The 25,901-nt window shown below is 58.3% G+C and carries 21 protein-coding genes; 18 read left to right on the top strand and 3 right to left on the bottom strand.

Annotated elements, in window-relative coordinates:
• Positions 1-28 precede the first annotated feature (28 nt).
• Genes B472_RS06090 through B472_RS06080 form a run of 3 tightly spaced genes read left to right on the top strand, consistent with a single transcriptional unit; the run spans position 29 to position 5,587 of the window.
• A complete protein-coding gene (locus B472_RS06090) occupies positions 29-1,315 on the top strand; it encodes a TolC family protein (protein ID WP_192877855.1) in 1,287 nt (428 codons plus the stop codon).
• A 55-nt stretch (positions 1,316-1,370) separates the two neighbouring features.
• On the top strand, positions 1,371-2,510 hold the full coding sequence (locus B472_RS06085) for an efflux RND transporter periplasmic adaptor subunit (RefSeq protein ID WP_019426129.1): 1,140 nt from the start codon (positions 1,371-1,373) through the stop codon (positions 2,508-2,510).
• Positions 2,507-5,587: an efflux RND transporter permease subunit gene (locus tag B472_RS06080; protein WP_019426128.1), complete on the top strand. Its 3,081-nt coding sequence runs from the start codon at positions 2,507-2,509 to the stop codon at positions 5,585-5,587. The genes B472_RS06085 and B472_RS06080 overlap by 4 nt, the downstream gene beginning before the upstream one ends.
• Before the next feature lie 16 nt (positions 5,588-5,603).
• On the opposite strand, the gene B472_RS06075 is transcribed toward B472_RS06080, so the two are convergent.
• A complete protein-coding gene (locus B472_RS06075) occupies positions 5,604-7,811 on the bottom strand; it encodes a cation-translocating P-type ATPase (RefSeq protein WP_019426127.1) in 2,208 nt (735 codons plus the stop codon).
• Positions 7,812-7,888: 77 nt separating this feature from the next.
• Between B472_RS06075 and B472_RS06070 the strand changes: the two genes are divergently transcribed.
• The 7 genes from B472_RS06070 (at position 7,889) to minE (ending at position 11,535) form a co-directional block, all read left to right on the top strand.
• Positions 7,889-8,086 (top strand): heavy-metal-associated domain-containing protein, encoded by a 198-nt coding sequence (locus B472_RS06070; RefSeq protein WP_019426126.1) that lies wholly within the window; start codon positions 7,889-7,891, stop codon positions 8,084-8,086.
• A 26-nt stretch (positions 8,087-8,112) separates the two neighbouring features.
• The gene (locus B472_RS06065; RefSeq protein ID WP_019426125.1) at positions 8,113-8,307 is read left to right on the top strand and encodes a DUF2892 domain-containing protein; all 195 of its coding nucleotides are present in this window, start codon (positions 8,113-8,115) and stop codon (positions 8,305-8,307) included.
• Positions 8,308-8,311: 4 nt separating this feature from the next.
• On the top strand, positions 8,312-9,169 hold the full coding sequence (locus tag B472_RS06060) for a DUF2189 domain-containing protein (RefSeq protein WP_019426124.1): 858 nt from the start codon (positions 8,312-8,314) through the stop codon (positions 9,167-9,169).
• Positions 9,169-9,378 carry a DUF2788 domain-containing protein gene (locus tag B472_RS06055; RefSeq protein ID WP_019426123.1) on the top strand — a complete coding sequence of 70 codons (210 nt, stop codon included), beginning with the start codon at positions 9,169-9,171 and terminating at the stop codon, positions 9,376-9,378. Before B472_RS06060 ends, B472_RS06055 begins: the two co-directional genes overlap by 1 nt.
• A gap of 285 nt (positions 9,379-9,663) precedes the next feature.
• Positions 9,664-10,428, top strand: coding sequence for a septum site-determining protein MinC (minC, locus tag B472_RS06050; RefSeq protein WP_019426122.1), 765 nt, complete (start codon positions 9,664-9,666; stop codon positions 10,426-10,428).
• A 27-nt stretch (positions 10,429-10,455) separates the two neighbouring features.
• Complete coding sequence (minD, locus tag B472_RS06045; protein WP_019426121.1) at positions 10,456-11,271, top strand: septum site-determining protein MinD; 816 nt, start codon at positions 10,456-10,458, stop codon at positions 11,269-11,271.
• A 3-nt stretch (positions 11,272-11,274) separates the two neighbouring features.
• A complete protein-coding gene (gene minE / locus B472_RS06040; protein ID WP_019426120.1) occupies positions 11,275-11,535 on the top strand; it encodes a cell division topological specificity factor MinE in 261 nt (86 codons plus the stop codon).
• Between the two features lie 114 nt (positions 11,536-11,649).
• Here the strand turns inward: minE and B472_RS06035 are convergent, their stop codons facing one another.
• Together B472_RS06035 and B472_RS06030 are read right to left on the bottom strand one after the other, a co-directional pair.
• Positions 11,650-15,186 carry an indolepyruvate ferredoxin oxidoreductase family protein gene (locus B472_RS06035; RefSeq protein ID WP_019426118.1) on the bottom strand — a complete coding sequence of 1,179 codons (3,537 nt, stop codon included), beginning with the start codon at positions 15,184-15,186 and terminating at the stop codon, positions 11,650-11,652.
• A 225-nt stretch (positions 15,187-15,411) separates the two neighbouring features.
• Positions 15,412-16,383, bottom strand: coding sequence for a tripartite tricarboxylate transporter substrate binding protein (locus B472_RS06030; RefSeq protein WP_019426116.1), 972 nt, complete (start codon positions 16,381-16,383; stop codon positions 15,412-15,414).
• Positions 16,384-16,708: 325 nt separating this feature from the next.
• Between B472_RS06030 and mnmG the strand changes: the two genes are divergently transcribed.
• From mnmG to B472_RS05990, 8 genes are all read left to right on the top strand, one after another.
• The gene (gene mnmG / locus B472_RS06025; protein WP_019426115.1) at positions 16,709-18,691 is read left to right on the top strand and encodes a tRNA uridine-5-carboxymethylaminomethyl(34) synthesis enzyme MnmG; all 1,983 of its coding nucleotides are present in this window, start codon (positions 16,709-16,711) and stop codon (positions 18,689-18,691) included.
• Positions 18,688-19,335 (top strand): 16S rRNA (guanine(527)-N(7))-methyltransferase RsmG, encoded by a 648-nt coding sequence (rsmG, locus tag B472_RS06020; protein WP_019426114.1) that lies wholly within the window; start codon positions 18,688-18,690, stop codon positions 19,333-19,335. Before mnmG ends, rsmG begins: the two co-directional genes overlap by 4 nt.
• A gap of 164 nt (positions 19,336-19,499) precedes the next feature.
• Entirely contained in the window at positions 19,500-20,117 is a 618-nt protein-coding gene (locus B472_RS06015; RefSeq protein WP_019426113.1) for a LysE family transporter, read from the top strand.
• A gap of 15 nt (positions 20,118-20,132) precedes the next feature.
• A complete protein-coding gene (locus B472_RS06010) occupies positions 20,133-20,903 on the top strand; it encodes a ParA family protein (protein WP_019426112.1) in 771 nt (256 codons plus the stop codon).
• Positions 20,904-21,440: an alpha/beta hydrolase gene (locus tag B472_RS06005; RefSeq protein WP_019426111.1), complete on the top strand. Its 537-nt coding sequence runs from the start codon at positions 20,904-20,906 to the stop codon at positions 21,438-21,440.
• Between the two features lie 2 nt (positions 21,441-21,442).
• Complete coding sequence (locus tag B472_RS06000; protein ID WP_026039383.1) at positions 21,443-22,360, top strand: ParB/RepB/Spo0J family partition protein; 918 nt, start codon at positions 21,443-21,445, stop codon at positions 22,358-22,360.
• 12 nt (positions 22,361-22,372) lie between these two features.
• Positions 22,373-24,121, top strand: a complete 1,749-nt coding sequence (locus B472_RS05995) for an ATP-binding protein (RefSeq protein WP_081504930.1) — start codon at positions 22,373-22,375, stop codon at positions 24,119-24,121.
• Positions 24,118-25,893, top strand: a complete 1,776-nt coding sequence (locus B472_RS05990) for an ATP-binding protein (RefSeq protein WP_019426109.1) — start codon at positions 24,118-24,120, stop codon at positions 25,891-25,893. The genes B472_RS05995 and B472_RS05990 overlap by 4 nt, the downstream gene beginning before the upstream one ends.
• The last annotated feature ends 8 nt before the right edge of the window (positions 25,894-25,901 follow it).

Below are 25,901 nucleotides of genomic sequence, written 5' to 3'. Positions count from 1 at the left end.
GTCAGGCTTGGCGAGCGATAACCGAGCCATGAGCATACGACATCGATTTTGCGTGAAGGCTTCATGGGTTGGGTTTGCCGTTTTGGTCAGCACGGGCACATGGGCCAACGAACCCCTGAGTTTGGAAATGGTTTTGGAGGCCGCGCGTCAGCACCCTGATGTGCAGACGAGCGCTCGTCTTTTGGACGCTGCGCGTGCCGATGTGTTGGCGGCCAATCGTTCGCCCGCGCCGACATTGTCTTCCTCGGCTTCGACGGTGGATGTCAAAAATGGCCAGTCGTTCGGTTCGACCTTGAGTCCTGCAAAACTGAACAAGTCTTTGGGCGTTGATGGTCTGTGGGAGAGGGGTGGCAAGCGCGCTTTGCGAACCGACAAAGCCCAGACCCTCGTTCTGGTCGCACAAGCTGAAAGGCAAGAAGCGCTGGTCATTCAGCAAATGGCGGCGCAAATGGCGTTTTATGAGTTGCTGACCGCCCATCAGCGTTTGGAGGTCTTTCGCGATTTGGCGCAAAGCGCCGAGCAGTTGGCCAAAACGGCCGACTTGCGGCTCAAAAATGGTGATTTATCGGCCCAAGAAGCGGCGCGAACCCACATTGAGGCGGCGCGTGCCCAAGCAGAGACACAAGTGGCCATGCTGGAATACCAGCAAACCAGCCTCAGCATTGGGACTTGGACCGGTTTGAAGCGGCCCGCAGGGGGCTGGTCGGTGCAAGTGCAGTGGCCAAACACCAAGCCATGGGGTAGCCTGGCCATGACAGACATGGTCAATGGGCCTTGGTTGGAGGCGCGCAGTGATGTGACCGCTGCGCGTTTGGGGGTCATCGCTGCCCACCAAAATGTTGCGCTGGCACAGGCGCTTCGCGTCACAGACCCCACTTTGGGAACCTCCATTGAAAACACACCCGATGGCTTTGGCAACACCGCCAAAGTGATGGGCGTTCGGATCTCCATACCCTTGGTTCAGGCGAACCGTTACGACGGTGAAATTGGCCGGGCAACAGCAGAAGCGGCGGCCAGTCAAAACCTACTGGACCGGACCCGACAGCGCGCTCAAATCGAGATGCTCAACTGGTTGGAGACCAGCCAAGCTCAAGCAGAACGTCTGCAAATTTATGAAAAAGACCTCTTGCCACGCGCCCTTCGCGTGGCCGAGCAAACCGAAATGGCCTACCGAAAAGGTGGCTTGTCCCTGACCGAGTTGTTGGATGCACGGCGAACCCTCAGAGCCGTGCAATTGGATGTTTTGAATGCTCGCAATGCCTATGCCAAAGCCTGGACCTATTGGCAACTGCGCATGTCTGCAACGACGCCCTGATCCATCCCGCCCCTTTTGAAAAGCCTATCCCGTGATCACTCATTCCCGCTCTTTCATGTTGACTTTGCTGCTGGCCACGTTGGTGATCGGTGGTTGCTCCGAACCCGTCAGCCCCAAACCCAGCTTGGCTGGACCGGTCATTCAAGGCGACCAACTTCAGTACCCGCCTGAGCACCCCCAAGTTGCCCTGTTGACCACCACGGCTGCGGTGATGGCCACCGACATCCCGGTCGATTTGCCCGCCCGCATTGTGTGGAACGAAGAGCGAACACAGCGTGTGTTTTCTGCGTTTTCAGGGCGCGTCAACAGCATCGATGTGAGCATGGGGCAATCGATCGTGAAGGGACAAGCCTTGGCGCACCTCTCGTCGCCTGAATTTGGTGCAGCGCAGGCCGAGACTTCTCTGGCCCAAACCAACTTGAGCTTGGCCACGCAGGTTTTAGACCGACAGCAATCTCTTTTTGAGTTGGGGGTCGTTGCCCGAAAAGATGTTGAGCAAGCCACCGCCGAGACGGCCAGAGCGCAAGCCGAGTTGAAACGGGCGCAGGCCAAAACCGACCTGTACGGCAGCAGAAACGCGGCCAACCAACAATTGGCGTTGCGCAGCGATGTTCCGGGTGTTGTGGTTGAACGCAACATCACACAGGGACAAGAGGTCAGGCCTGACAACGTCAGCCAAGCTTTGTTTGTCATCTCAGACCCCAGCAAACTTTGGGTGCAAATCGATGCGCAAACACCCGACATGGTGGATTTAAAACCCCATGCACAAGTTGATCTGGTGGTGCCCTCCTTGTCTGACCAGGTTTTCAAAGCCACCGTGTTGAACGTGGCCGACCAAATTGATCCGGTCAGTCGCTCCATCAAGGTTCGCGCCTTGGTCGACAACACCTCGCGTGTGCTCAAAAGTGAAATGCTGGCCCGCGTTCGTTACACACGCAAGATCAGTCAAGGTGTCGAGGTGCCCGCCAGCGCCGTTTTTCTGATGGGCAAGCAACACATTGTTTTTGTGCAAACGTCCAAGGGTGTTTACGGCCCGCGCCAAGTCACACTGTCGCAAGAGGGGCCCGTCAAAGTGGTGCTGAGCCAGGGCTTGCAAATTGGCGAAGAGGTGGTGGTTCAAAACGGTTTGTTGTTGGCGCGTGAACTGCGCATTGCCAAGGAATCAGCCGCCATCACCGGTGCGGCCAAGCCATGAAAAAACTGATCCATTACGCGCTGAATCAGCCCCTGTTCATCGTTCTTGGGACCTTGCTGTTTGCCATGGCGGGCGTCATTGCATTCAAAAATCTGTCGGTCGAGGCGTTTCCGGACGTGACAGACACACAGGTGACGGTGATTGCTTTGTACCCAGGGCGTGCTGCCGAGGAGGTCGAAAAACAAGTGAGTTTGCCGATTGAGGTGGCTTTGGCAGGTTTGCCCAACGCCATCCGGGTTTTTTCTCACACCCAGTTTGGCCTGTCGTTCACCGTGGTCACGTACAACGACAATGCCGATGTCAACATCGTTCGGCAGCAAGTCAATGAGCGGCTCAGGGGGATTGATTTACCCCCCGGCGTAGAGGCGAACATCGCACCCAACGCAACCCCCGTGGGTGAGATCATGCGATACCGCCTGCGGGGCGACGGATTGACGACCACCGAGCTGCGAACTTTGCAAGACTGGGTCGTTGAGCGTGGGCTGCGCCAAGTGGCGGGTGTGGCGGACGTGGTCGCCATGGGGGGTTTCATCAAGCAATATGAAGTTCAACCTGATTTGGAAAAACTCCGGTCACAGCGCCTGACTTTGCAAAATCTTTTGGAGGCCCTTGGCAGAGGCAATGCCAACGCAGGTGGCAGCTATGTGGCACAGGGTCAGCAACAGTTTGCGATTCGTGGGATTGGGTTGCTGCGTTCACCTGAGGAAATTGGCCAAATCGTTTTGGCCACTCGGAATGGCACGCCGGTCTTGGTTCGCGATGTGGCGCAGGTCAAGATTGGCGCAGTGCCCCGACTGGGTACTGTGGGTCAAGACCAAGACAACGACATCGTCACGGGCATCGTCATCATGCGCAAAGGTGAGAACCCCAGCGTTGTCTTGAAAAATGTCAAAGAGCGGCTCGAAGAAATCAATGCGCGCGGTCTGCCCAAGGGCGTTCAGGTCGTTCCCTTTTATGACCGTTCTTGGTTGATGGAGAAGACGCTCAAAACTGTTTTCAAAAATTTGGTCGAGGGAGCCCTGCTGGTTTCACTGGTGCTTTATATTTTTCTCTCGAACATGCGCGCCACGCTGGCGGTGGTGGCGGTCATTCCGCTGTCCTTGTTGGCCACATTCATGGGCTTGAAGTTCATGGGTGTCCCCGCCAACTTGCTGAGCCTGGGGGCCATGGATTTCGGCATCATCGTTGACGGCGCCGTGATTGTGGTCGAAAACATCATGCACAGACTGTCTGAGCGCGGTGAAGGCATGAGCGACAAAGAGCGCAAGGCGCTCATCATTGAAGCCACCAACGAAGTCGGGCGACCCACGGTTTTTTCGATGTTGATCATCATTGCAGCGCACATCCCGATCTTTGCATTGCAACGCCATGAAGGCCGTATTTTTCAACCCATGGCCTTGTCGGTCACGGCCGCCCTCATTGGGGCCTTGATCATTTCTTTGACCTTGGTGCCTTTGCTGGCGTATTGGATGCTGCGCAAAAAACTGCCCCACAACGACAACAAGGTGGTGGCCAAAGCCAAAGAAATTTACACACCCACCTTGAACTGGGCACTGAACCACCGTCGACACGTTGTCGCCATTGCCTTGTGTTGCTTTGGCCTGTCCATGGTGGCCGCATCCAGGTTGGGGTCAGAGTTTTTGCCTGAATTGAACGAGGGCACCATTTGGGTCAACGTCAGGTTGCCTGCCAGTGTTTCGAATGAAGAGGCGGCCAAAGTTTTGCGTCAAGTCCGCGATGCCCTTCTGCGCATTCCCGAAGTCAAAACAACGGTTTCGAAAGCAGGCCAACCCGAAGATGGCACAGACCCCAAAACCATCAGCATGGCCGAGGTTTTTGTGGACTTGAAGCCCCAGGACACCTGGCGCACAGGTCTGACCCGCGAGCAGTTGATCGACGAAATGAACGATGCTGTTTCTGCACTCCCCGGCATGGAGCCCACCTTCTCTCAACCCATTCGCGACAACGTGCTGGAGTCCATCTCACAAATCGATGGGCAAATTGTGATCAAGATTGCAGGGGATGACCTGAACGTTTTGAAACAAACCGCTGAAGCCATTGAAAAGGAAGTCAAACAAGTCAAAGGGGTCAGCCGTGCGGCCATTGATCGTCAGGGTGACTTGCCACAACTCCTGATCCACATCAACCGTGAGCAAGCGGCGCGCTATGGCTTGAACGTGGGCGATGTGCAAGATGTCATTGAGACTGCGCTTGCCGGAAAAGCAAGCACCACCCTGTGGGAGGGCGAGAGAAAGTTTGACGTCACTGTTCGTTTGCCCCAAGAACGCCGAAGCATTGCCGAATTGGCGGCCATACCGGTGCCGACGTTTGATGGTGGCTCTGTCCGGTTGGACCTTGTCAGCACGATTGAGCAAACCAGTGGTGCCATGAACATTGCCAGAGAATCCGGACAACGCACTGTGGCGATTGGCATTTTCATCAAGGGCCGTGACATGGGCTCCATCGTCAACGACATGAAGGCCCGCATCGAGAAAAACGTCAACATTCCAGCCAATTACAACGTCAAATGGTCTGGCGAATTTGAAAATCAAGAGCGCGCCATGGAGCGCTTGTCCGTTGTTGTGCCCATCTCTTTGTTGCTGATCTTTGTTCTCTTGTTTGATGCCTTCAAATCCATCAAGAGTGCTGCACTCATTCTGATCAATGTGCCCCTGGCCATGATTGGGGGGTTCATTGCCTTGTGGATCTTCAACATCCCTTTGTCCGTCTCAGCGGCCATTGGATTCATTGCGCTTTCAGGTCAAGCCGTGCTCAATGGCGTGGTGATGTTGACGGTGTTTCAACAGCTGCGCAACGCGGGCTGCCATGTTTTGGATGCTGTCAAGCAAGGGGCGATGCAACGCCTGCGCACCGTGCTGATGACGGCCATGCTGGCGGCCTTGGGTTTGTTGCCGATGGCCATGAGCCGGGATATCGGCTCTGAAACACAACGGCCGTTGGCCATCGTGGTGATTGGTGGCTTGATCTCTGCCACCTTGTTGACCTTGTTGGTGTTGCCTGTTTTGTACGCCTCTTGGTTTGGCAAAGACACGCCCAAACCTGTCGGCATTGACTGAGCCCAAAACAGTTCGCTCATGGTTTCCACCTTTTGAGCAGCAACGCATTGGCCATGACGCTCACCGAACTGAGCGCCATGGCCGCACCCGCCATCATGGGGTTGAGGTAACCCAAGGCGGCCAGAGGAATGCCCGCCACGTTGTAAGCAAAAGCCCAAAACAGGTTTTGACGAATCTTGGCCACCGTGCGGGCCGAGATATCGAGTGCGGCGCCAACCAAAGACACATCCCCTCTCATCAGGGTGATGCCCGCTGCGTGCATGGCCACATCGGTGCCTGTGCCCATGGCCATGCCCACGTCAGCAGCGGCCAGTGCAGGGGCGTCGTTCACCCCATCGCCCACCATGGCGACAACGTGCCCATTGGCGCGCAGTTTTTGCACCTGCGCCGACTTGTCGCCGGGCAGCACATCGGCCAGCACCTCTCCCGCTTCTGGGCGCAAGCCCAAGCGGCGTGCCATCGCTTCGGCGGCGGCTTGGTTGTCACCCGAAATCATCACCAGCTTCAGGCCGCGATCGCGCAGCGCGGTCAAGGCTTGTGCAGCGCCCGCTTTGGGTTCGTCGCCAAACCCCATGAGCAGCAGCGCTTGCAGGCCTGTGTCGGTTCGCTCGGCCAATGCAGACACGCTGGCACCTTGCGCCTGCAAGGCGTCGATGTCTGGCTGCCAAACACCGATGTCCAGACCTTCTTCTTGCAGCCAGCGCAAACTGCCCAGCAACAGCCGCCTGCCGTCCACATGGGCCACCACGCCTTTACCGGGCACGGCCGTCAGGTCCTGCGCGGCGGGACCTGCCAAGCCCAGCTTTTCAGCCGCGCTGACCACCACTCGCGCCAAGGGGTGTTCACTGCCGCTTTGCACGCGTGCAGCAAAAGCCAAGGCCGTTTGGGCATCGTGCCCGGGTGCCGGCACATGGGTCAACAAGCGCGGTTGGCCCACGGTGAGCGTGCCGGTTTTATCAAAGGCCACTGTTTGCACGCGGTGCGCCAATTCCAGCGCCTGCACGTCTTTGATCAAGATCCCGTGCTTGGCGGCCACGCCCGTGCCCGCCATGATGGCCACGGGTGTGGCCAGGCCCAGGGCGCAAGGGCAGGCAATGACCAACACGGCCACCGCGTGGATGAGCGCCGTTTCAAAGTCGGCGCCCGTCGCCATCCAGGCACCCAAGGTGAGCAGGGCGATCAACAGCACCACAGGCACAAAGACTTCGGCCACTTTGTCCACCAAGCGTTGAATGGGGGCTTTGGCCGTTTGTGCGTCCTCGACCAAGCGGATGATGTGCGAGAGCACCGTTTCGTGGCCCACGGCCGTGACGCGCATGAGCACACGCCCTTCGCCATTGATCGACCCACCCGTCAAGGCCGCACCTGGTGCTTTGGCCACTGGCAAGGGCTCTCCGGTCAGCATGGACTCGTCCACCTGGGTTTGGCCCTCGACCAATTCGCCGTCCAGTGGAAAGCGCTCTCCGGGCCGCACCACAATCCGGTCGCCCACCAAAATTTCGTCCACGGGCACATCGATTTCTCCGTCATCGCCCAGCCAGTGCGCCTTGTCCGGACGCAAAGCGTGCAAGGCCCGAATCGCTTCGGTGGTCTGGCGCTTCGCGCGTGTCTCCAGCCATTTGCCCAGCAGCACCAAGGTGATGACCACGGCCGATCCTTCAAAGTACAGGTGCGGCGGATGCCCTTCGTGCGCGGTGAGCCACAGCCAAACCGACAAAGCCCATCCGGCGGTGGTGCCCAAGGACACCAGCAAATCCATGTTCCCCGTGAGCGCCTTCAGGGCATGCCAACCGGCTTTGTAAAAGCGTGCGCCCAACACGAACTGCACGGGCGTTGCCAGTGCAAATTGCAGCCACGCGGGCAGCATCCAGTGCTGACCCCACAACTCGGCCAACATGGGCAGGACCAATGGCGTGGTCAGCAGCAGGCCCACACCGATTGGCATGAAGCCTGCCCAGGGTGATTCACGGCCTGCTTCGGCTTGTGCTTCGGGTGTGCGGGGTTCGTACCCGGCGTCGCGCACCGCACGGCGCAAGCGTGCGTCGGTCACTTCGTTTGTGGCCACTTCGATGCGGGCCGATTCGGTGGCGAGGTTGACCGTGGCGCTGAGCACACCGGGCATTTTTTTGAGGGCTTTTTCGACCCGCGCCACACACGATGCGCAGGTCATGCCGCCGATGCCGATGTCGTAGGCGATGGGTGGTTGGTTCTTGATCTGTGTCATGGCATGAAGTCCTTGATGGTCTATGCTCAGACCAGACCCCAAAGGGATCGTGTTCAGTTCATTGGAGAGGATGCATCATGAACCAAATTTTCACAGTTGAGGGCATGACGTGTGGCCATTGCGAGAAAGCAGTCACCAAAGCTTTGCTGGCTTTGGATGCGCACGCCACGGTGGTGATCGACCGCACACACAACAAAGTGCAAGTCGATTCAGAAAAAAGCCGCGAGGCTTTGGCCCAAGCCATCACCGACGAAGGTTACCGCGTAAGCGTTTGAATTTTTTAACCCACCGGGAGTTTCACATGACCAAAAACATTGGCGGTACCGAACGCATCATCCGCATTGTGGGCGGCCTTATTTTGATCGCACTGGCTGCCACAGGCACCGTGGGCGTTTGGGCTTGGCTGGGTCTGGTGCCTTTGGCCACAGGCTTGATGGGCTGGTGCCCGCCTTACAGCTTGCTGGGCATCAACACCTGTAAGCATAAAAATACCTGATTGCATGTCACAAGCATCGCCGCCGCCCGAGCCTCCAACAAGCCGCGCGCGTTTGAACTTGCCTGACGTTTTGCCCATTGACGGCAAACAACCGCTGTATTGGCTTTACTTGGGACTGAAAGACATTGGCCATTCACCTTGGCTGAGTTCGGCCCATGGTTTGGCGATGGCCATTGGGGGTGGCTTGATCACTTGGCTGGCCCATGACCGGTTCTGGTTGCTGGCCAGTGCGGTATCGGGCTTTTTGGTGGTAGCACCTGTCTTGGCCACCAGCTTGTATGCCATGAGCCGGGCCATTGAAAGAAACGAAACCGTGAACCTGCGGCTTTTGTTCAAGACTTGGACGCAATGGCAAACGCTTCAGAACAACGAATCCGTGAGTTACTGGTGCCTGGTGCGTTTTGGTTTGTTGTTGGCCCTGGCGGGCACAGGCTGGGTCTTGACTTCATCGGCCTTGATCACTTTGCTGGCCCCAGTGCCCATCCACACCCCCATGGATTTCATTCGCCATGTGGTGCTCAATCCTGACAGTCATTTGTTTGAGCTGTGGCTGATGTTGGGTGGCCTGATGGCTGCGCCGGTGTTTGCGTCCAGTGTGGTGGCCATGCCCTTGTTGCTGGATCGCCAACTCAACACCTTACAAGCCGTACTGACCAGCTGGAAAGTGGTTTTGACCCATCCATTGCCCATGGCGCTGTGGGCCTTTTTGATCATGGGCTTGAGCTTGTTGGGCCTTTTGAGTTTGTTCATCGGCCTGATCGTGATCGTGCCCATGCTGGGCCATGCGTCCTGGCATGCCTACCGCGATTTGGTGGACACCCGTGATGTGCCTGAGCGCATGCCTCGCCAAGAGGCCGTGTGATGTGGCAGATCACAGAAGAACAATTTGCCTGGTTTGGTCTGACCATCGGTATTTCAGCATTCATGCTGTACATGGTGTTCATCGTCTTGCACTTGGCATGGACGTCCAAAGCCGGTAAGTTTGGCACCTTTGTCATCTTTCTTGGCTTGGCTTTTGGCTTGTTGGGCTTTGTGGCCAAAGGGGTCATCCAGTGGTGGATCGATGCCTAAGCCTTGGCCTGTGAAAAGCTGTGGATAAAATAGCTTGATTCATTGACTTATCCACAGCTTGATCCTTTTCCAGAAAGTTGTTCATTTTGGACAGACAGAACAAAAGCAGGGCCACACACATGTTTAAAAGCAAGACAAGTCGTTGTCAGCATTGAACAAATGATGCTTGTCCACAATCGATGCCATCCCTTACTACTACGACTATTTAAAGATATAAAAGAATAAGAAGATAAGAAAGAAGAAGTGCGCTGTTAAGATTTGTGTTTTTCAACAATCCAAGACACCATGGCAAGCGTCACCGAAGATCCGACACTTCCCTGTTACGACATCAAAAGCGCCGAACTGTCCTTGGTTTCTTTGCTGCTCAGAACCACCGACATTCAGATTCTGGCCAAGGCTTTGGCTCAGCAAATGGCAGAGAGTCCAGGGTTTTTTGACCAAGATCCCGTCATCATCGATGTCTCCGCTTTGGATTTGGCCCCAGGTGAATTGTTGAACTTGATCGATTTGAACGATGTGCTTCGTCAAAACGGTTTGATCCCTGTGGGCATCAAAGGGGCCCATCCGGCACTTTTGGAGTTTGCCAAGGGCCTTGGCTTGGTCGATGGTTCAGACGCCCGTGTGAGGCGTTCTGTGGCCATTGCTGAGCCTCAAGCACAGGTCAGCACGCAAGCCAAAGAACCACTTCGCGCCGATGAGGCCCAAGGTGCCTTGGTGATTGATAAACCGTTGCGTTCAGGGCAACAGGTCTATGCAAAAGGCAGGGACTTGATTGTTTTGGCCATGGTCAATGCGGGCGCAGAAGTCATTGCCGACGGGCATATCCATGTTTATGGTGCTTTGCGAGGTAAAGCCATTGCAGGTGCTCGTGGTAACACCCAAGCCCAAATCTTTGCCCAGGTGATGGCGCCTGAATTGATTTCTATTGCCGGTGTTTACCGCACCAGTGAAAACGCCTTGCCCAAGGACGTCTTGGGCAAGGTCGCCCAAGTTTGTTTGCAATCTGGCCCTGATGGGGACAAATTGTTGATCACTGCTTTGCAATCCTAATTTTTATCCAGCCCAAGAAAGTTTTACATGGCAAAAATCGTTGTTGTGACCTCTGGCAAAGGTGGTGTGGGCAAAACCACAACCAGCGCCAGCTTCGCCACCGGCCTGGCCCTGCGGGGTTTCAAGACCGCTGTCATTGACTTTGATGTGGGTCTGCGCAATCTGGACTTGATCATGGGCTGTGAGCGCCGTGTGGTTTATGACCTGATCAATGTGATCCAGGGCGAAGCCAATCTGAACCAAGCCCTCATCAAAGACAAGCAGTGTGACAACCTGTTTGTGTTGGCGGCTTCACAAACCCGTGACAAAGACGCGTTGTCTCAAGAAGGCGTTGAAAAAGTTTTGAACGACCTGAGTGGCATGGGTTTTGAGTACATCGTGTGTGACTCGCCTGCTGGCATTGAGACAGGCGCTTTGATGGCCATGCACTTTGCCGATGAGGCGCTGGTGGTGACCAACCCAGAAGTGTCTTCTGTGCGCGATTCAGACCGTATTTTGGGCATGTTGGGCAGCAAGACCAAGCGTGCCATCGACGGGTCAGAGCCCATCAAAGAGCACCTGTTGATCACCCGTTACAACCCGAATCGGGTTGAAGAAGGGCAGATGTTGTCGCTCCAAGACATTCAGGATATTTTGCGCATCAAGCTGTTGGGCGTTATTCCTGAAAGTGAAAACGTGTTGCAGGCTTCTAACCAAGGCACCCCTGCGATTCACATGGCCAACAGCGATGTATCCGAAGCTTACAAAGATGTGATTGATCGCTTTTTGGGCGAAGACAAACCGATGCGCTTTACCGAAGCTGAGAAGCCAGGTTTCTTCAAACGTTTGTTTGGAGGCAAGTGAACCATGTCGTTTCTTTCCTTCCTGTTGGGCGAAAAGAAGAAAACCGCCAGTGTGGCCAAAGAGCGTTTGCAGATCATCTTGGCCCATGAACGCAGCGGACGCAATGTGGCCGAGCCCGATTACCTGCCTGACTTGCAACGCGAGTTGGTGGCGGTGATCAGCAAGTACATCAAGATCAATCCCGAAGACATCAAAGTCAATCTAGAGCGTCAGGACAATCTGGAAGTGCTCGAAGTCAAAATTGAATTGCCTGATGCGCGTTGAAAATGGACACCCGTTCAAAGGTGAACAATTTCCATGACCTGATCACCGACCCAACTTGCACCGTGGTTCGTGTGCGCAGCCAGAAAGCCACCTGAAAAGGTGGCTTTCTTTTTATCACCGTGTTTTCAATGAGTCCCACATCGACCGCGCAGCACGGATGTTGCGCTCTTTGACATGGCCAAAACCTTTGATGGTTTCAGGGACACGGGCCACGTCCACTGCATGAGCGTGTGTGCTGTCAGAGAGGTTTTCCAGCACCTGATCGATGTGCTGCATGTATTCGCGGATCAAGGCACGTTCGGTCACGCGCTCTTCGGTTTTGCCAAACACATCCAGTGCCGTGCCACGCAGGCCTTTGAGTTTGGACAGCAATTTGAAGCCGGTGAGCATGGCAGGGCCAAACTTGCGTTTGACCAATTCACCTTTGGCATTGCGTTTGGACCACAGGGGTGGGGCCAAGTGGTAGTTCACTTTGTAATCACCTTCAAAGCTGTCGTTGATGCGTTCCAGAAAACCCGTTTGGGTGTGCAGCCGTGCAACCTCGTACTCGTCTTTGTAGGCCATGAGCTTGTACAAATGGCGGGCCACGGTTTCGGCCAGGATGGTTTTGCCCAAAAGGGCCTCCGTGGCACGCACACGCTCGACGATGCTTTGGTAGAGCTGGGCGTAAGTGGCATTTTGATAGTCCGTCAAACGGGCCATGCGGTTGGCCACGATGTCTTCCAGGCTGTCATGCTTTTTGAACGTGATGACTTGCGCCGGGCGGATTTCTTGCATGAGTGCACCCAGGTGCTGCGCAGCATGCCGCCCCCACTCGAAGGCGGTCAGATTGTTCTTGACCTGCACGTCGTTGAGTTCGATGGCGCGCACCAGCGATTCGTGGTGCAAAGGCACCCAGCCTTTTTGCCAGGCGTAACCCAAGATCATGGGGTTGACGTAAATCGTGTCACCCATGAGTTGCTTGGCCAGTGTATCGGCGTCAAAAGCGCCAATGCCCTCCACACCCACGTGTGCCGTGATTTCGGCCACACACTGCTCAGCTGGGTTTTGCCAGTTGCCGTTTTTCACAAAGGCGGCAGTGGGCGTGCCGCTGCTGTTCATGGCCACATGGGTGCGGCCTGCGCGCATGCGCAAGGTGGTTTCCTTGGAAGCGCTGACGATGGGGTCACACCCGATGATGAGGTCGGCCGCTGCCATGCTCACGCGGGTGGTGCGGATATCGTTTTGCGTGTTGGCGATCAGGATGTGGCTCCAGGTTGCCCCCCCTTTTTGGGCCAAACCCGCCGAGTCTTGCGTGACGATGCCTTTGCCTTCCATGTGCGCGGCCATGCCCAGCAGCTGGCCGATGGTGATCACGCCGGTGCCGCCAACGCCCGCGACCACGGTGCCCCAAGGCTCGGTAATGGTGGGCAAAACGGGCTCTGGCAAAGGGCCTAAGCTGGCGGGGTTGACGGTGGTGCTGGCGGATGACGATTTCTTTTTGAAGTTGCCGCCCTCCACCGTGACAAAGCTGGGGCAAAAGCCTTTGAGGCAACTGGTGTCCTTGTTGCACGTACTTTGGTTGATGGTGCGCTTGCGGCCGAGTTCGGTCTCCAAAGGCTCTACTGACAAGCAATTGGATTGCACGCCGCAGTCGCCGCAACCTTCACACACTTCTTCGTTGATCATCACGCGCACGGCCGGGTCGACCATGGTGCCGCGCTTGCGGCGGCGGCGTTTTTCGGTGGCACACGTCTGGTCGTAAATGATGACGGTGGTGCCTTGGATCTCTCGCATCTCGCGCTGAATGCGGTCGAGCTCGTCGCGGTGGAACACACGCACGCCTTCGGCCAAAGCCACGCCTTCGTATTTTTCGGGTTCGTCGGTGACCACGACGATGCGCTGTGCGCCCTCGGCTTTCATGCTCATGGCGATTTGCACCACGCTGTGGCCTTCAGACCGCTCGCCCACCGGCTGCCCGCCAGTCATGGCCACGGCATCGTTGTACAAAATCTTGTAAGTGATGTTCACGCCTGAGGCCACGCTTTGGCGCACGGCCAGAATGCCGCTGTGAAAATACGTGCCGTCGCCGATGTTGGCAAAGATGTGGGGGTCGGTACAGAACGGCTGCTGGCCACTCCACGGCACGCCCTCGCCGCCCATTTGGGTGAAGCCCGTGGTGCTGCGGTCCATCCAGAGGCTCATGAAATGGCAACCAATGCCCGCCATGGCGCGCGAGCCTTCGGGCACTTTGGTGGAGGTGTTGTGCGGGCAGCCCGAGCAGAACCAGGGCGTGCGTTCAGCAGCGGTACCCAAGCTCAGCGTTTGCAGAGAGGTTTCTTTGGCGTCCAACAATGCGAGGTGCGCGTCGATGCGGGCGGTGGTGTCGGCATCGAGGCCGAGTTTTTTCAGGCGCTTGGCAATGGCCCGTGCAATCAGCGCGGGCGTCAGGTCGGCGTTGGCACGCAGCAAGGTGCGTTGGGTCGGATTGGTCGTCGACCATTCGCCGCCAGAGGTGTCGCCCTCGGCCTCGTCGAACTTGCCCACGATGGTGGGCCGCACATTGTCGCGCCAGTTGTACAACTCTTCCTTGAGTTGGTATTCGATGACTTGACGCTTTTCTTCGACCACCAAAATTTCGCGCAAGCCTGTGGCGAACTCGCGGGTGGTTTGTGCTTCGAGCGGCCAGACCACGCCCACCTTGTGCAGACGGATGCCCAGGCGTTGGCAGCTGGCATCGTCCAGCCCCAGGTCGAGCAGGGCCTGACGCGTGTCGTTGTAGGCTTTGCCGCTGGCGATCAGGCCAAAACGGTCGTTCGGCCCTTGGATGACGTTGTGGTTCAGCTTGTTGGCGCGGATGTAGGCCAAAGCCGCATACCACTTGTAATCGAACAAACGGGCTTCCTGTTCGAGTGCGGTGTCGGGCCAGCGGATGTGCACGCCGCCGGGCGGCATGACGAATTCGGGCAAGACAATTTGCACGCGCTCGGGGTCGATGTGGGCGGTGGCACTGGACTCGACGATTTCCTGGATCGTCTTCATGCCCGACCAGATGCCGGCAAAACGGCTCAGCGCAATGGCGTGAAGGCCTTGATCGAGGATGTCTTGTACGCTGGCCGGAAAGAAAACCGGCAGGCCGCAGGCTTTGAAGATGTGGTCGCTCTGGTGGGCGGCGGTGGAGCTTTTGGCCACATGGTCATCGCCCGCCACGGCCAGCACGCCGCCCCAAGGCGTGGTGCCGGCCATGTTGGCATGTTTGAAGACGTCTGAGCAACGGTCCACCCCGGGGCCTTTGCCGTACCAGATGCCGAACACGCCATCGAACTTGTTGGTGCCGGGGGGCGCAAAACCCAGTTGCTGCGTGCCCCACAAGGCGGTGGCCGCCAACTCTTCGTTCACGCCGGGCTGGAACACGATGTGCTGGGCCTTGAGGTGGTCTTTGGCCTTCCACAGCGATTGGTCGTAACTGCCCAGGGGCGAGCCCCGGTAGCCGCTGATGAAGCCCGCCGTGTTTTTGCCCTGCAGCGCGTCGCGTTGGCGTTGCAGCATGGGCAGTTTGACCAGGGCCTGCACGCCGCTCATGAATGCGCGGCCCACATCGAGGCTGTATTTGTCGTCCAGCGTCACGGTCTCTAAAGCCTGGCGAATCGATTCGGGCAATGGGGCGTTCATGGTCTGTCCTGCGACTGAAATGGATGACACAGTGTAGGGCGGGCTGGCCGACAAGTGCTTGCTTTGTGTGACAGGATTTGCCCTATGTGGAAAACCTGCACACCCGTTTTGCATGGGGTGAGGTCAAGGCCTCAGGGGCCTTGCCTTTGAAGGGGAACAAACAACGGTCAGGGCGACCAAACCCGCAAGTCAAGCGTTTGCCAGCATGAGCCTGCTGGCAAGCGGTCAGTCGATGGTGGCGCCGGAGTCTTTGACAATCTTGGCCCAGCGGGGCAGGTCGTCACGCACCAGCTGGGCGAACTGCTCAGGCGTGGATTTGAAGGCTTCGCATCCCACGCCGGCCAGGCGTTCCTGCACGTCTTTTGAGTCGAGGGCCTTGGCGATTTCAGCGTTGAGCTGTTGGACGATCGCTCGGGGCGTTCCCGTCGGCGCAAATACGCCATACCAAGGGGTGGCGCCAAAGTCCTTGAGGGTCTCGCCAATGGTGGGGGCCTCTGGCAGCACGGGCAGGCGCTTGGGATTGACCACCCCGAGCACCTTCATTCTGCCGGAGCGGATGAATGCGATGGAAGAGGGCAGGCTCTGCACCGAAACCTGTACCTGCCCGGCCACCAGGTCGGTGGCCGCGGCGGCGGCCCCCTTGTAGGGCACGTGGGTCAAGTCAATGCCGGTGGCTTTGCCCAGCATCTCGCCGATCAGGTGGTTGAGGGTGCCGTTGCCAGCCGATCCAATGTTGATCTTGCCGGGTTGCTGCTTGGCCAGTGCAACCAGTTCGGCGGTGTTCTTTGCGGGAAAGCTCGGGTGGGCCACCAACACATAGCCTGCGGTAGCGACGCTGCCCACGGGCTCGAAGTCCTTGATCGGATCGAAGCCGGTGCTCTTGTAGAGCGCCGGATTGATGACCATGGCGCTGTCGGCGGTCAACAGCAGGGTATAGCCATCCGGCCGTGTCTTGGCGGCTGCGGATGTGCCCACGTTGCCCCCGGCGCCGGTGCGGTTTTCCACCACAAAGGACTGGCCCGTCTGCTCGGAGAGCCTTTGTGCAATCACCCGGGCGATCGTGTCGTTGGCACCACCGGCCGCCTGGGGCACGATGATGGTGACCGGCTTGGCGGGGAATTTGTCTTGCGCCAGCGCGGGGGCGCCAACGGCCATGCACAGGCTCAGGGCCAAAAGGGTTCTGCGTTGCAGGAACATGAATTTTCCTTATAAAAACAATCAGAGATGCGGGCAAACAGCCCGGTGGTGGGTGAAAAACAGCGGATTGGATCCACCACAGATTAGCAGAAAACATCTTTGAGGCTGCGGACAATCGTGGGTTTCATAGGGGCTCGACAGCCTCAAATTTCATGCGTGCGGCGCAGCAAGAGCGATGGCTTTCGAGGCGTTTCTTTGGGTCTGTGTTCAAGCGCTTCACCGAAAACACCCTGCCTGTAAAATAAGCAGCTTCAGTCGACTCAGCGGCAGGTCGACTCCGTGGCGCAGGCGGCGCCCATTTTGGGCCCTCAAAGGGCAGACGTTCATGCTTTACCCTCAAGAATTCGATGTGATCGTGGTCGGTGGCGGCCATGCCGGAACCGAAGCCGCGCTGGCGTCTGCACGCATGGGCTGCAAAACGCTTTTGCTCAGTCACAACATAGAGACGCTGGGTCAGATGAGCTGCAACCCGTCCATTGGTGGGATTGGCAAGGGGCATTTGGTCAAAGAGGTGGACGCATTGGGCGGTGCCATGGCCTTGGCCACCGACGAGGGCGGCATCCAGTTTCGCATTCTGAACAGCTCCAAAGGCCCGGCCGTGCGCGCCACCCGCGTCCAGGCCGACCGGATTTTGTACAAAGCCGCCATCCGCCGCATGCTCGAGAACCAGCCCAATTTGTGGCTGTTCCAGCAAGCGGTCGATGATTTGATGGTGGAGGGTGACCGGGTGGTGGGCGCGGTCACGCAAGTGGGCGTGCGTTTCCGTTCGCGCACCGTCGTGCTGACGGCCGGTACCTTCCTCGACGGCAAGATCCATGTGGGCTTGCAAAACTACGCGGCGGGCAGGGCGGGTGATCCGCCAGCCCTCAGCCTGTCGGCGCGCCTGAAAGAGTTGAAGCTGCCGCAAGGGCGCCTGAAGACCGGCACACCGCCGCGCCTGGATGGCCGCACCATCGATTTTTCCAAATGCACCGAGCAACCCGGCGATGGCGTGCCCGGCGGCATGAACCCCGAGGGCGGGGTGCCGGTGTTCAGCTTCATGGGCAACGCGGGCATGCACCCGCAGCAAGTGCCGTGCTGGATCACCCACACCAATGAGCGCACGCACGAGATCATCCGCTCCGGCTTTGACCGCAGCCCCATGTTCACCGGCAAGATCGAGGGGGTCGGCCCGCGTTATTGCCCGAGCGTGGAAGACAAGATCAACCGCTTTGCCGACAAGGACAGCCACCAGATTTTCCTGGAGCCCGAAGGCTTGACGACCCACGAGTTTTACCCCAACGGCATCTCGACCAGCTTGCCCTTTGACATCCAGTACGAGCTGGTGCGCTCGATGAAGGGCCTGGAAAACTGCCACATCCTCAGACCCGGTTATGCGATTGAATACGATTACTTTGACCCGCGCGCTTTGAAGAACAGCTTTGAGACGCGCCAAATCAACGGCTTGTTCTTTGCTGGCCAAATCAATGGCACCACCGGCTACGAAGAGGCAGCCGCCCAGGGTTTGTTTGCCGGCATCAACGCCGCCCTGCAATGCCGGGGAGATGCCGCCTGGTTGCCTGCGCGCGACCAAGCTTATTTGGGCGTCTTGGTCGACGACCTGGTCACGCAAGGTGTGACCGAGCCTTACCGCATGTTCACCAGCCGGGCCGAGTTCCGCCTGCAGCTGCGCGAAGACAATGCCGACGCCCGCCTGACCGAAGTGGGGCGCCAGATGGGCCTGGTCGACGATGCCCGCTGGGATGCTTTCAGCCGCAAACGCGATGCTGTTTCACGTGAAACAGAGCGTCTCAAGTCGGTCTGGGTGAACCCGCGCAATCTGCCAGCAGCCGAGTCTGAGCGGGTGTTGGGCAAGGCGATCGAGCACGAGCACAACCTGTTCGACTTGTTGCGAAGACCCAACGTCTCTTATCCTGACCTGATGTCTTTAGACGGTGGGCGCTTGGCCAGTGCCGATGTTTCACGTGAAACGCTGGGCGACTTGAGCCCGTCGGTGATCGAGCAGGTGGAAATCGCCGCCAAGTATTCGGGCTACATCGACCGCCAAAAAGGCGAGGTGGAGCGCGCTGCGTTTTACGAACACCTGCGCTTGCCCGAAAGTCTGGACTACATGCAGGTGTCGGCCTTGTCGATCGAGGCCCGCCAGAAGTTGGCCAAGCACCGCCCTGAAACCCTGGGCCAAGCCTCGCGCATTTCGGGCATCACGCCCGCCAGCGTGTCGCTGTTGTTGATTCACCTGAAGAAGGGTGGCTTCAAGGGCTTCATGCAAGCTGCCAGCGATCGGGCAGAGATGGACGTGCAGGCATGAGCGTGAATTTGGAAGAGGGCCTGCGCTCAGGCGCCAAAGCCCTTGGTCTGAGTTTGTCGGATGAGCAGTTCCAGCGGCTGCTGGCTTATTTGGCGCTCATTCAAAAATGGAACAAGGTTTACAACCTGACGGCGTTGCGAGACCCTTCAGACATGCTGACCCACCATTTGCTGGACAGCCTGACGGCCATTGCGCCATTGTCTCGACATGCCCAGGGCCAGCCGACCAGGGTGCTGGATGTGGGGTCGGGCGGCGGCTTGCCCGGCGTGGTGCTGGCCATTTGCATGCCCGAATTGAGCGTGAGTTGCGTGGACACGGTCGCCAAGAAAGCCGCTTTTGTGCAACAAGTGGCGGTGAGCCTGAGGCTGCCCAACTTGCGCGGCTTGCACGCACGGGTCGAATCCTTGACCGATCCCTACCAGGTCATTTGTTCCCGCGCATTCGCATCCCTGCCCGACTTCGTGACTTGGTCGCGCTCGGCTTTGGCCGAAGGTGGCGTTTGGATGGCCATGAAAGGCAAGCACCCACAAGACGAAATCACCGCCTTGCCGGCCAATGTGAGTGTGTTTCACGTGGAACCATTGACCGTGCCAGGGCTGGATGTGGAGCGATGCATGGTGTGGATGCGCCCCGAGCCAACTTGAGCCTTTGTTTCCGCAAGCCTTTTGGCTGTTTTAAACGGATTTTGTACTGCCAAGTTAAGGCCGTGGTTTCGGGTGTTTCACGTGAAACACCCTGAAAAGAGTCCGCGTCAGCGGACGGCCCATCACTTACACTCGCAAGAATAACCCCGGAAAGAAAGCCGTTCATGTTTTTTGGCATCTCTGACTACAGCGCCTTTGTTGCCGCCATCGTCCTGTTCTTGGCCATCCCTGGCCCTGGTAATCTGGCCTTGATCACCTCCACAAGCAAGGGCGGAATGGCCGGCGGTTTGGGCGCCACATTGGGTGTGATTGCAGGCGACCAGGTGTTGATGTGGATGGCTGTGGCGGGTGTGGCCACGGTGTTGGCCACATACCCGGCGGCATTCGTGGCCGTGCAGTGGGTGGGGGCCTTGTATTTGGCTTGGCTGGGTTGGGTGATGTTGATGGCCAAGCCGGGCGACGCCCCGGTATTGAACATTCGCCCTCGGCAGTATTTTCAGCAGGCGTTGGCCATCACCTTGCTTAACCCGAAGGCGATTGTTTTTTACATGGCGTTTTTTCCTTTGTTTGTGGACCCCAGTGTTCATCGGGGGTGGATCAGTTTTGCCGTGATGGCGGCAACCATCGCTTTTCTGACGTTTTTGTATGGTTTGGGCATGACCTTGCTGACACGCCATTTGGCATCACGCATGCGTGCAAATCCCCGCATTGGCCGTTGGCTGGAAAAGCTGGCCGGTATTTTTCTCATTGGTTTTGGCGTCAAGTTGGCCATTTCCAAATAAATTGGACGACTCACCATGGCCAAAATCATCTGCATTGCCAACCAAAAAGGCGGCGTCGGCAAAACCACCACCACGGTCAACCTGGCGGCAGGCCTGGCCAAGCAGGGGCAAAGGGTTTTGTTGGTGGACTTGGACCCGCAGGGCAACGCCACCATGGGCTCGGGCATCGACAAACGAGAGGTCGAACTTAGCGTTTATGACGTCTTGCTCGAGTCGGCCACCGTCAAAGAGGCTGCGGTCAAGGCCGACAAATGCGGCTACGACGTGCTCAGTGCCAACCGTGAACTGGCGGGCGCTGAAGTGGAATTGGTGCAATTGACACACCGGGACCAGCGCTTGCGCTCAGCCCTCTCACAGGTGGATGCCGATTACGACTTCGTGTTGATCGATTGCCCACCGTCCTTGTCCATGCTCACACTCAACGGCCTGTGTTCGGCCCATGGCGTGATCGTGCCGATGCAGTGCGAATATTTTGCGCTGGAGGGGCTGACCGATCTGGTCAACACCATCAAGCAGGTGCATGCCAACCTGAACAAAGGTCTGAAAATCACAGGTTTACTGCGCGTCATGTTTGACCCTCGAGTCACCCTGCAGGTGCAGGTGAGCGACCAGCTCAAGGCACACTTTGGCAACAAGGTGTTCGACACCGTGATTCCGCGCAATGTGCGTCTGGCCGAAGCGCCCAGTTATGGTTTGCCAGGCGTGGTGTTTGACCCCTCGGCCAAGGGCAGTCAGGCTTATGTCGAGTTCGCTCGTGAGTTGGTGCAGCGCGCACCATCGCTCTGAATGCCCGCCACAGTCTTGATCTTGCCGGGCTGGCAGGGCAGCGGCCCGGACCATTGGCAAATGCGTTGGGCGCGCCTGCATGCTTACAACGTGGTTGAACAAAACGATTGGCTCAACCCCTTGCGTGGCGACTGGATGGCACGCTTGGACGAAGCCGTCATCGATGCACCAGGCCGTGTGGTGTTTGTGGCGCACAGCTTGGGCTGTATTTTGGTGGCGGCTTGGGCGGCGGTGTCGCGGCACACCCAACGCGTGCAAGGGGCTTTGTTGGTGGCACCCGGTGACACCGAAGTACCGCACATGCGAGACCGCTTGCCCGGTTGGTCGCCTGTGGTGCGCCAGCGCTTGCCTTTTCAATGCGTGCTGGTGGGCAGCCAGGACGACCCGTATTGTTCGTCAGAACGCGCTCAGGGTATGGCCCAAGACTGGGGTGCCCAGTGGGTAAACCTGGGCCAAGCGGGGCACATCAACGCCGAATCTTCTTTGGGCGATTGGCCGCAAGGCCATGCCCTTTTGCAAACACTCTTGAAGGATTGACCATGGTCACCAAAAAACCCAAAGGCCTTGGCCGAGGACTTGAGGCCTTGTTGGGCCCAACGGTCGAAGATGCACCCGATACCGCGTCGTATGCCGAAAGTGGCTTGCCCAGCCAACTCAAGTTGGACCAAATGGTGCCCGGCATGTACCAGCCCCGCACCCGCATGGACGAGGGCGCTTTGTACGAGTTGGCCGAATCCATCAAGGCCCAAGGCATCATGCAGCCGATCTTGGTGCGCCAGCTCAAAGAGGGCGAGCACGCCGGCAAATACGAGATCATCGCGGGCGAACGCCGCTTCAGGGCCTCGCGTTTAGCGGGCTTGGACACGGTTCCTGTTTTGGTGCGCGACGTGCCCAACGAGGCCGCCGCCGCCATGGCCTTGATCGAGAACATCCAACGTGAAGACCTCAACCCGTTGGAGGAGGCCCAAGGCCTGCAACGCCTGATCAAAGAGTTTGGGCTCACTCACGAAGCCGCCGCGCAGGCGGTGGGGCGTTCGCGCAGCGCAGGCAGCAACCTGCTGCGCTTGTTGAACCTGGCCGAACCGGTGCAAACCATGCTGATGGCCGGGGACCTGGACATGGGCCATGCGCGGGCCTTGTTGTCCCTGGACAAGGCGGCGCAAATCACCGCCGCCAACCAGATCGCGGCGCGCAAAATGTCCGTCAGGGAAGCGGAAAGTCTGGCCAAAAAGTTGAGTGCCGAATTCAATCTGGTGACGCAAAAACCGAAAAAGGAAAAGTCCCGAGACATTCGCCGCATCGAAGAAGAGTTGTCAGACATCCTGATGGCCGAGGTGGAGGTGCGTGTCAAGAAACGCGTCAAGCGCCTGGGCCGGATGGAAGAGCTCGGTGAATTGAGCATTCAGTTTGGTTCGCTGGACGAGCTCAATGGCCTGATCGAGCGGCTGCGCAACTGAGTGACCCGAGCCATGAGATTGCTGGAGTCAATCCTTCGCGGCTGGCGATCCAGGTCCTTCGGTTGGACCACGGCGCCGCTCCAGCGAGAGCAAGTGCTGGCCTTGTGCATTCTCATGGTTTTGGGTGGCTCGATGTTGTTTTATCTGCTGCCCCAGCAGATCTATGACCCGCGCGCCAATTTGTGGTCAAGCCTGTTGTTGTTCGCCTTGATGCCGCTGATTTGGGTGCGGCACCTGCACTTTATCGTCGCCAATCTGGCCCTGTTGATCTTCGTGTCGCTCGTGACCTACATCGCGGTGAAGACGGGCGGCATCAGCTCACCTGTCATGGTGTACCTGATGGTGTTGGCGGTGCCCACCCTGTTTTTCTTGGGCGTTTGGGGTGCCGCCGTCTGGATGCTGCTCGTCTTGAGCATTCAAGTGGGCTTGCTGCTGGCGACACTGCAGGGCGGCTTGATCCAGCCCATGCAGACGCAAGGCACGGTCTTGTGGACCTTGCTCAACCACGTCTTGGCCTGCATCATGATGATGTGGATGCTGTCGCTTTTTGAGCACTCGCACCGCTCGCAATTGGCGGTTGTTCAAGCGCGCAACCTCGAACTGGAGGCCGCGTCCGCGCAATTGATGGCGGCGCAATCGCACAAAGACGAATTTGTGGCTGCTGTTGGGCATGAGTTGCGCACGCCCATGAACGCGATCCTGGGGCTCAACGGCTTGCTGCGCGAGGAGCTGGCGGATAACCCCGCTCATGTCGACACCGTCGAGCACATCCGCCACTCGACAGAGCACTTACTGAGCGTGGTCAACGGCATTCTGGATTTCGCCCAGTTGCAGGCTGGCCGTGTCCAGCTGTTTCCCGAGCCCATTGCCTTGCAGGCCTGGCTGGCCGCCTTGCTGCCCAAGTTCAGAGCGCGTGCCCGAGCCAAGGGTCTGGATTGGCACGTCCAGGTGGCGCCGCAACTGCCCGCAGAAATCTGGCTGGATCGCCAGCGGCTGTCTCAGTTGCTGGAGCACTTGCTCGACAACGCCATCAAGTTCACGGCCCAGGGCGGCATCACCTTGCGCTTGCAATGGCAAAACGAGTGCCTGCGGGTGGAGGTGCAAGACACCGGTCGCGGCGTGGCGCCCGAGCGGCACACGCACATTTTCAACCGCTTTGAATCTGCCGACATGGCGACCCACCAGGCTTTTGGCGGCACGGGTTTGGGCCTGAGCATTTGCGAGCGCTTGGTGGTTCTGCAAGGCGGCCGCATCGGGGTGCACAGTGAGGTGGGACAGGGTGCTTTGTTCTGGTTTGAGTTGCCGTTGCAAGCGTCTACGGCCGCGCTGCCCGTGGCGCCCGTGGCGACGGCACAGTGGCCTGGTCAGGCCCCCTTCGATGTGCTGGTGGTGGACGACAACGCCATGAACCTGATGGTGGCGCAACTGCAACTGCGCAAGGCTTGGCCATTGGCGCGCATCACCACTGCCGCGTCGGGCGCCGAGGCCTTGACCAAGATCCAGGCGCAGCCGTTTGACCTGGCCTTGATCGACATGGTCATGCCCGAGATGGATGGCCTGACGCTCACCCGCGCTGTGCGGCAGTTGCCACGGCCGCTGTGTCATTTGCCGGTGATCGCCCTGACGGCCAATGCCAACCCGGTCGATCGCCAGCGTTGTCTGGATGCGGGCATGAACGAAGTGCTCTACAAACCCATGGACCCCGAGCGCATGGTGGAGACGGTGTCGCAAGTGATGGCCGCGCAGCAGGTGTTGCCATGAGCGTGGCCCGTTTGAAGGACTGGGTCCAACGCGTCTGGGTGCCGAAATTGCCTCAGGCCTTTCAGCAGGGCAAGATGCCCTACCTGTTTGGCTTTGAAGTCGTTGTCATTCTGACGGCGTTTGGTTCTGCGCTGCTCGACCCCTATCCGCAAATCACCCAGTCTGTCATCGTCTTTTGCCTGATGTTGACGGGCCAGTTGGTGCTCATTGCCCGGGGCATGCCCTTGAACCGGGCCATCCATCTGGCCTGCACGATTGGCGTGTGCTTCTTGATCCATGCCACTTGGGCAGCTGGCGGTGTGCATTCGCCCAGGCTGTCGTGGTTGCTGATCGTGCCGGTGATTCCCTTTTACATCATTGGGCCGCGCGCCGGCTATGGCTGGTTGGCCGTGGTTTTCGCGGCGCAATTGCTGATGGCTTTTTTGACCGATCGGGGCTGGCTCGCACCGGCACAGACCCTTGACACCGATGCCTTGACCCTCTTTTCATTCTTCATCCTTTCGGTGGCCAGTCTGATTTTGCTGTTCGTACCACTGTTGTACGACAGGCAGTACCAGATCGCCTTGCGCGAGGGCCGGGCACGCCAAAAAGAACTGGAGAACAAGCAGGCGGAACTGCTGCAGGCCCTGGAGATGCGCGAGCACTTCATTGCTTCGGTGAGCCACGAATTGCGCACGCCCATGAACGCCATCCTGGGCTTCAGCAGTCTCTTGACGAAAGAGGTGCAACACAAGCCGCGGGCTATGGAGATCCTGGATCACACCCGCCAATCGGCCGACCATTTGCTGACCGTGATCAACGACGTGCTCGACTACTCGCAGTTTTTGACGGGGGGCCTGACGGCACACGCCGAAACCTTTGAATTGCGCGAGACGGTCCGGCACGCCTTCGACTTGTTCACGCCCCGTGTGCAAAGTATGGATCTGAATTACCGCTGTGAGATCGCCGATGACGTGCCGCAATGGGTCCGCACCGACCGCCATCGGCTGATGCAAATCCTGGTCAACCTGTTGGGCAATGCGCTCAAATTCACTCATCAGGGGGAGGTGGTTCTGCGGGTGCAGTGCCATTCCACGGGCGTGCAGTTTTCGGTGCAGGACACGGGCATCGGCATTGCGCTGCATGACCAGCCCCGCATTTTCAGCCGTTTCATGCAAGCTCAGGGCGATATCCAGAAGCACTACGGTGGCAACGGGCTGGGCTTGGCCATCACGCAAGGCTTGGTGGAACTGCTGGAAGGCGAGATCGGGTTTGACAGCACTCCGGGCCAGGGCTCGCGCTTTTGGTTCACTCTGCCGCTGCAGGCTCAGTCGCCTCCCGCATCGGTCAAGGGACCCGTCGCCAGGGCGCTGCAAACCGCCGACCAGGCCTGGCAATTTTTGGTGGTGGACGACCACCGCCTGAACCGCTTGTTGGTCAAGCAGGCACTGAAAAATGCTTGGCCGAACAGCGTGGTGGTCGAGGCAGAAAATGGCGCCAACGCGCTGACGCTGTGGCGCGCACAGCGCTTTGATCTGGTGTTCATGGACATGCTGATGCCGGTCATGGACGGGGTGCAGGCCACGCAAGCCATTCGGCAATCGTTCACGTCCCATGGCCTGGCGCCGGTGATCGGTCTCACTGCGAATGTGAACCCCCAGGACTTGGCGCGCTTCAAGGACGCGGGCTTGAGTGCTTTGCTGCTCAAGCCCTTCGACCCGGTTCAGCTGTGCAACGAGGTTGAGGCCTTGTTGTTGCGCGGTGCGCCCCGCGCACCGGTGCCTCCGGGCTGAATTTTTTT

It is taken from the genome of Limnohabitans sp. Rim28 (assembly GCF_000293865.2).
Taxonomy (GTDB): domain Bacteria; phylum Pseudomonadota; class Gammaproteobacteria; order Burkholderiales; family Burkholderiaceae_C; genus Limnohabitans_A.
This window is presented reverse-complemented; position numbering and strand designations above follow the sequence as displayed.